This window comes from Devosia sp., assembly GCF_041917035.1.
GTDB lineage: Bacteria > Pseudomonadota > Alphaproteobacteria > Rhizobiales > Devosiaceae > Devosia_A.
In genome coordinates this window covers 1-6,790 of record NZ_JAYRYM010000198.1, presented here as the reverse complement: position 1 = coordinate 6,790, position 6,790 = coordinate 1, and the positions used below count along the sequence as shown (strand labels likewise).

The 6,790-nt window shown below is 69.6% G+C and carries 7 protein-coding genes; 3 read left to right on the top strand and 4 right to left on the bottom strand.

Features of this window, described 5'->3' with window-relative positions; genetic code table 11:
- On the top strand, nt 1–141 hold a 141-nt coding region (locus tag ACE3TU_RS16830), incomplete at its 5' end, for a DUF2312 domain-containing protein (RefSeq protein WP_374626252.1).
- Between the two features lie 78 nt (nt 142–219).
- On the opposite strand, the gene ACE3TU_RS16825 is transcribed toward ACE3TU_RS16830, so the two are convergent.
- Nucleotides 220–984 (bottom strand): SDR family NAD(P)-dependent oxidoreductase, encoded by a 765-nt coding sequence (locus tag ACE3TU_RS16825; protein WP_374626250.1) that lies wholly within the window; start codon nt 982–984, stop codon nt 220–222.
- The gene (locus tag ACE3TU_RS16820; RefSeq protein WP_374626249.1) at nt 981–2,654 is read right to left on the bottom strand and encodes a GMC family oxidoreductase; all 1,674 of its coding nucleotides are present in this window, start codon (nt 2,652–2,654) and stop codon (nt 981–983) included. The genes ACE3TU_RS16825 and ACE3TU_RS16820 overlap by 4 nt, the downstream gene beginning before the upstream one ends.
- 157 nt (nt 2,655–2,811) lie before the next feature.
- On the opposite strand from ACE3TU_RS16820, the gene ACE3TU_RS16815 reads away from it, so the two are divergent.
- Both ACE3TU_RS16815 and hpt read left to right on the top strand, forming a co-directional pair.
- Nucleotides 2,812–3,807 (top strand): glycosyltransferase family 10 domain-containing protein, encoded by a 996-nt coding sequence (locus ACE3TU_RS16815; RefSeq protein WP_374626247.1) that lies wholly within the window; start codon nt 2,812–2,814, stop codon nt 3,805–3,807.
- An 83-nt stretch (nt 3,808–3,890) separates the two neighbouring features.
- Nucleotides 3,891–4,436, top strand: a complete 546-nt coding sequence (gene hpt, locus ACE3TU_RS16810; protein ID WP_374626245.1) for a hypoxanthine phosphoribosyltransferase — start codon at nt 3,891–3,893, stop codon at nt 4,434–4,436.
- A 3-nt stretch (nt 4,437–4,439) separates the two neighbouring features.
- Here the strand turns inward: hpt and ACE3TU_RS16805 are convergent, their stop codons facing one another.
- Nucleotides 4,440–5,942, bottom strand: coding sequence for a helicase HerA domain-containing protein (locus tag ACE3TU_RS16805; protein WP_374626244.1), 1,503 nt, complete (start codon nt 5,940–5,942; stop codon nt 4,440–4,442).
- A 336-nt stretch (nt 5,943–6,278) separates the two neighbouring features.
- A partial coding sequence (locus tag ACE3TU_RS16800) for a transketolase C-terminal domain-containing protein (RefSeq protein ID WP_374626243.1) occupies nt 6,279–6,790 on the bottom strand: 512 nt, incomplete at its 5' end.

Sequence of the window (6,790 nt, the reverse complement as noted above, 5' to 3'; positions counted from 1 at the left end):
TTCGACACCAAGGTGCTGCGCAAGATCGTGTCGATCCGCAAGCAGGACCACAACGAACGCCTGGAACAGGAAGCGCTGCTGGAGCTCTACATGACGGCGCTCGGCATGGCATCGGCGCCGCGCGAGGACGAGCAGGACTGAGCGGAGCCGGCTGAGCGGCGCCACGCTTCCGTCACCTTGCTGAACGGCGGTTGCGGCACGGGCCGGGACAGGCGGGTCTCAGCGGATGGTGTAGCCGCCGTCGACCATGAGGACCTCGCCGGTGACGTAGGCGGAGGCGGGCGAGCACAGGTAGAGCGCCGCCGCGGCGACGTCCTCGATGGTGCCGCCGCGTCCCATCGGCGTCATCCGCCGCCAGGTCGGGCCCCACTCCTCGCCGTCGAGATGGGGCGAGGTCATTTCCGTCTCGATGTATCCGGGGGCGATGGCGTTGACCCGGATGTTGTCCTCGACGTAGTCGCTGGCGAGGCTGCGCGTCAGCATGTGCACGGCGCCCTTGGAGGTGTTGTAAGCGACCTGGCGCTGCGGGATGTTGGAGACGACGCCCGAGATCGAGCCGATGTTGAGGATGATGCCGCCGCCCTGGCGCCGCATGGCGGCGATGGCGGCGCGCGAGGCGCGATAGACCGCATCGAGGTTGATGTCCATGATGCGGCGATAGTCCTCGTCCGGAAAGCTCACCGTGTCGCCGTGGCCGGCAACCCCGGCATTGTTGACGAGGATGTCGATCCGGCCGAAGCGCTCCAGCACGTCGTTGACGAGACGCTCCGGCGCCGCCGGGTCCTGCAGGTCGGCCTGGACGTAGTCGACGGCATGGCCCGCCGCCCGCAGCCGCTCGACCACTTCGGGCTTCGGAACCTTCGATGACAGCACGACGCGGGCGCCGGCCTCGGCCAGCGCCTCGGCGATGCCCAGGCCGATGCCGCGGGTACTGCCGGTGACCAGCGCCACCTTGCCGTCGATGCGAAAACGCTGCAGAATCATGCGTGTTGCTCCCTGTGACCTGGCTGGTTCTCGTCGGCGCCGCGGCGGTCGCGCCCCAGCACGAAGTCGGCGCAGCGATCGCCGAGCATCATGGCCGGAGCGTTGGTGTTGCCGGCATTGATGTCGGGCACTGCCGACATGTCGGCGACGCGCAGGTTGTCGATGCCGCGCACCCGCATGCGGGCATCGAGTACCGCCATCGGGTCGCCGTCGGCTCCCATCCGCGCCGTGCTGGCCGGATGGTAGTTGGTCTTGACGAAACGGCGGCAATGCTCGGCCATGGCCGCGTCGCCGAGGTCCGGGCCTTCCGGCGCAATGATCCTGCTGATCCGCCGGCCGAGCGGGCCGGTCTGCAGGGCCTCACGGAAGAAGCGCTGCCCCGCGACCATGATCTGCATGTCCTCGGGATGCTTGAGCAGGTTGGGCGAGACCAGCGGCATGGCGTCCGGATCGGCAGACCGCAGCTCGACCGTGCCGCGCGACTTCGGCTTCACCAGCACGGTGGTGATGGTGACCCCGTAATCATCGTCGAAGACCTTCAGCAGGTCGCGGTCGAGATAGACGATGGGGACGCAGAAGGCCTGGATGGAGGGGACGCCGTCGCGGTCGAGCGGGTTGATGAAGGCGCCGGCCTCGAAGCCGGTCGACAGGATCGGGCCGTTGCCGAAGAGCTTGAAGTTGAGGCCGTTCCTCAGCATGCGCCAGCCGACGCCCTGCCGGTAGTAGCCATAGGGGCCGTTGGCCAGCGAGATCACCGGCACTTCGGGGTGGTCGATGAAGTTCTGTCCGACGCCGGGCAGATCGGCGAGGACGGCGATGCCGTGCGCGCGGAGCTGCGCCGCCGGGCCGATGCCGGACAGCATGAGGAGCTTGGGGGTCACCAGGGCGCCGGCCGCAACGATGATGTCGCCGCGCGCAAAGGCGGTCCGTTCGGCGCCCGAGGCGTCGCGGTAGGTGACGCTCGCCGCCCTGCCGTTCTCGACATCGATGCGCCGGACCGCGGCGCGCAGCTTCACCGTCAGCCGCGGATCGGCCTTCAGCGGCTCGATGAAGGCGTAGGCGGCGCTCGAGCGCCTGCCGCGCCGATTGGTGAACTGGTAGAAGCCGACACCACGCTGGGTGGGGCCGTTGAAGTCACTGGTCAGCGGCTCGCCCATCTCCTGCACGGTCTGCACGAACCAGCGCGACACATCGTCGATGTGCCCCGGATCGGAGACGAGCAGCGGGCCGTCGGTGCCGTGCAGGTCATTCGACAGCCGGTTGTTGCCCTCGATGCGGCGGAAGTGGGCGAGGACGGTGGGCCAGTTCCAGCGGGCCCCGTCATTGTTGCCGCGCAGGATATCGTCCCACGCGTCGTAGTCGGAGGGACGACCGCGCATGTAGACCTGCGCATTCACCGACGAGCCGCCGCCCAGCACATTGCCCTGCGGGATGTCGTGCACGCGGCCGTGCAGGTGCTCCTGCGGCGTCGTGTGGTGATAGGTCATGTACTTCGAGCCGTTGATCAGCTTGAAGATGCCGGGGGGCATGTCGAGCAGCGGATGATGGTGCGAGTAGCCCGCCTCGAGCACCAGCACGCGGCGATTGCCGTCGCTGACCAGCCGCGCCGCGGCAACGCAGCCGGACGCGCCGCCTCCGATGACGATGTGGTCATACTCCTCACGCGCCACCGCCCCCTCCCCGGATCGATGCACGAACTCAGTAGTATCGCAGCCGCGGCGGCTGCACAGCCGGAATCGGCGGCGACGCGTTGCCGGCCGTTGCGCCGCCCCGGCCCGGACGCGTATGGTCCGGCCGCACAAGACCAGTCCGCAGGGGCCGTCGACGATGACCATCAGGCGGCCGTTGATCCTGTTCCGGACCGGGTTCTTCGGCCGCTCGCCACTTGAGCTGGTGCCGGCGCAGATCGTCGATCATTTCACCACCGACCCGGCCCGCATCGGGGAAGCCGATGCCGTGGTCTTCCACATTCCCGACTGGCGCCGGTCGCTGCCGGAGGACACCCCGAAATTCCCCGGACAGAAATGGGTGGCCTGGTCGATGGAGAGCAGGGTCAACTACCTGCAGCTGGCCGAGCCGCGCTTCCTGCGGCACTTCGAGCTGCGGATGACCTATGAGCAGGAGGCGGACATCTGGACGCCCTACCTGCCGTCGACCGAACGCTGGCAGGCGGCGCGGACGGCACGGCTGCCGGTCCACGACGAGGCGGCGCCGGTGGTGATGCTGCTGTCGGCGCGGAACGACAAGAGCGGTCGCAATGCCTTCGCGGCCGAGCTGATGCGGCATATCGCGGTCGATTCCTTCGGCCGGCTGCTGAACAACCGGCAGCTCAGCGTCCCCGACCGCGGCCCCGAGACCAAGCTCGAGACCATCCGCGGCTACCATTTCTGCCTGGGCCTCGAGAACTCCATCGCGCCCGACTACGTCACCGAAAAGCTGTTCGAGCCGCTGCTGGCCGGAACGGTCCCGGTCTACCGCGGCGCGCCCAACGCCCGGGAGTTCGTGCCCGAGCACTCCTATGTCGATGCCGAGGCGCACGGGGGGCCGGCCGGCCTCGCCGCCTACCTGCAGAGGCTGCTGGCCGATCCGGAGCAGTACGCGGCGTATCTGGCCTGGCGGCAGAAACCCTTGCCGGCCTGGCTCGAGGCCAAGCTCGCGAGGACGCAGGCAGATCCCTTCGTCCGTCTGCTCGAGCGCCTCGCCGCTGAGCCAGCCGCCTCGATCGGGACGACGGCCGGGTGGCCGTTCGGCCGTTACAGGGTGCTGAGGACGCGGGTCAGGCGGGCGATCCGCCGGATGCGCGGGGCGATCCGGGACAGCTAGGCCGGCACGCGGTTTCGCTTGCCAGCCCGGCACCGGTAAGGGTACCGGAGACGGCGCGCAGCAGCGCTGTTCGCGGGGGCACCATGACGGCACGATACGTGATCGAGGAACTGATTTCGGCCAAGGCAATCGCGGCGCGGGTCGAGTCGCTCGCCCGCGAGATCTCGGGGTTCTACAAGGGGACCGACAAGCTGGTGGTGGTGGGCCTGCTGCGCGGCTCCTTCGTGTTCATCGCCGACCTGGTGCGCGAACTCGACCTACCGGTCGAGGTGGATTTCCTCGAGGTGTCGTCCTACGGGAATTCGACCGAATCGAGCCGCGAAGTGCGCATCCTCAAGGACCTCAGGGGGGAGATCGAGGGCCGCGACGTGCTGCTGGTCGAGGACATCGTCGACACCGGCCATACGCTCAAGCACGTGCTCGAGATCCTCGGGACGCGCCATCCGGGCCGGATCGAGGTGTGCGCCCTGCTCGACAAGCCGTCGCGCCGCGAGGTCGACGTCAAGGCGCGCTGGATCGGCTTCGAAATCCCCGACACGTTCGTGGTCGGCTACGGCATCGACTATGCGCAGCGCAACCGCAACCTGCCGCATATCGGGGCAGTCCGCTTCCTCGAGGAAACCGGCTGACGCCTATTCCGCCGCGCTGCGCGGCACGGCCGTGTCGGGCGCGTCCGGAGCGCCGGCGGCGGTTTCGGTGCCCAGATCGGGGAAGGCCGCGATGCGGCGCCCCTTGTGGTCGGTCCTCAGCACGATGAGGCCGCGCTCCTCGAAATAGGCGAGCACACGACGGGCGCGGCCGGTCGAGTGCGTGCCGTAGGCGCGGGCCAGCATGGCATCGGAAGGGCAGGGGTCGCGGGCGAGGCTCGCCTGGGCGACGACCAGGAACACCCCCTGCACCTCCTCGGCCAGCGACCGGGAGAGCTCCAGGGCCTGCTGCCAGGCCGCCGAATCGGCGATGTCCGAGCCGACGCCGGCCCGTACCACGGCCAGCCGGCGCCGGAAGGCGGGCAATGCCAGCGCCTCGCCGCGCACCCGGCGGATGCGGCAGCGCACGAGGAAATCCTGGTACAGCACCGCCACAGAACGGAACGCCGAGTCGGGGTCCTCGAGCATGTCACGCAGCACCGAGTCGATCGTCGCGTCGTGATCGGCGGTGTCGGCCTCGTGCGCGGGGGAAGCTGGCGCGGCGAGCTGCGGAGCGGGCCGGGAGGCCCGGGCGAGCAGCTCGGCGGTCGGCACCGGCAGCGGGCGCGGCGGGGGACGGCGCGGCGGCCGCTGCTCCTCGGGGTCGCGGGCAAAGATCAGCCCGGCCGGGTCCTCGGCCGCGACCGGCAGCGGCAGCAGCCTGGGGCTGGTCGAGCGGGCCGCGGTCTCGACGGGACCGATCCTGACCGGCAGCGGCCGGCGCGAGAGGGCCGGCCCGAGGGCGACGAAGTGCCCGCGGCCGAGGTCGCGGAACATTTCCGACTGGCGCCGGTCCATGCCCAGCAGGTCGGCGGCGCGCGCCATGTCGATGTCGAGAAAGGTGCGGCCCATCAGGAAATTGCTGGCCTCGGCGGCGACGTTCTTGGCGAGCTTAGCCAGCCGCTGCGTAGCGATGACGCCGGCGAGGCCGCGCTTGCGCCCGCGGCACATCAGGTTGGTCATGGCGCCGAGGGAGAGCTTGCGCGCCTCGTCGGAGACCTCGCCGGCGACGGCGGGGGCGAAGAGCTGCGCCTCGTCGACGACGACGAGGACGGGATACCAGTAGTCCCGATCCGCGTCGAACATGCCGCCGAGGAAGGCGGCGGCGGCCCGCATCTGCTGCTCGACGTCGAGGCCCTCGAGATCGAGCACCACCGAGACGCGGTGCTGGCGGACGCGGCCGGCGATGCGGGTCAGCTCCGCCTCGGTCCGGTCGGCCTCGACCACGAGGTGGCCGAACCGATCGGCGAGGGTGACGAAATCACCCTCGGGATCGATGATGCACTGCTGGACGTGGGGCGCGCTCTGCTCGAGCAGGCGACGCAGCAGGTGCGACTTGCCCGAGCCGGAATTGCCCTGCACCAATAGGCGGGTGGCCAGGAGTTCCTCGAGATCGAGCAGGGCCGCGGTGCCGCCCTGCGCCTCGCCCATGTCTATGCCGAGCTGCATGGCGAGGGTGGTAGCTGATTCTCGCGGGCGGGGTTGCGCTGAAGACTGTCCAACACACGATGTATGGAGGGTAGTCTGTTGCCTCCCTACCGGGTCATTCCCGCGAAAGCGGGAGCCTCTGATTGCGGTGGCCGCCAAAACAGAGATCCCCGCTTTCGCGGGGATGACACCGGGGTGAGCGGCAAAGTGGAGCGTGTGGCCGCCCGCTCCAGCGGCTTCACCCCCGGCAAGAAACCCCCCATCCGCCCTTCGGGCACCTTCTCCCGCAAGGGGAGAAGGCGGTCCCGACCACCTTCAACGCTCAAATGCGATGGCCCTCCCCCGTGAACGGCGGAGCTAGGCCTTGGTGGACTTGGCTGCCGTTGCGGTGGCGATGTCGAGCGTCGTGAGCACGGTCGCCACGATGCCGGCGCGGTCGAGGCCGGCGGCGGCGTACATGTCGTTGACGCCGGCCTGCTCGGTGAACTGGTCGGGGATCATCAGCGGACGGAACTTCAGCTTGCCGTCGAGCAGGCCGTTGCTGGCGAGGAAGGTCGCCACGTGGCTGCCGAAACCGCCGATGCCGTTCTCCTCGACCGTCACGAGCAGTTCGTGCTCGCGGGCGAGCCGGGCGATCAGGGCCTGGTCGAGCGGCTTCATGAAGCGGGCGTCGGCGATGGTAGGGGTGAGGCCGTAGGCGGAGAGCTTCTCGGCCGCGGCGAGGACTTCGCCGAGGCGGGTACCGAAGCTCAGCAGCGCGACGGTCTTGCCCTCGCGCAGCACGCGGCCGCGGCCGATCTCGAGCGGGGTGCCGCGTTCGGGCAGCTCGACGCCGAGGCCGTCGCCGCGCGGGTAGCGGAAGGCGATCG

What these genes read in the sequence shown, in the direction of transcription:
- ACE3TU_RS16815 (WP_374626247.1), top strand. Translation starts at nt 2,812, where the DNA reads ATGACCATCAGGCGGCCGTTGATCCTGTTCCGGACCGGGTTCTTCGGC.
- ACE3TU_RS16805 (WP_374626244.1), bottom strand. Translation starts at nt 5,942, where the DNA reads ATGCAGCTCGGCATAGACATGGGCGAGGCGCAGGGCGGCACCGCGGCC.
- ACE3TU_RS16825 (WP_374626250.1), bottom strand. Translation starts at nt 984, where the DNA reads ATGATTCTGCAGCGTTTTCGCATCGACGGCAAGGTGGCGCTGGTCACC.
- hpt (WP_374626245.1), top strand. Translation starts at nt 3,891, where the DNA reads ATGACGGCACGATACGTGATCGAGGAACTGATTTCGGCCAAGGCAATC.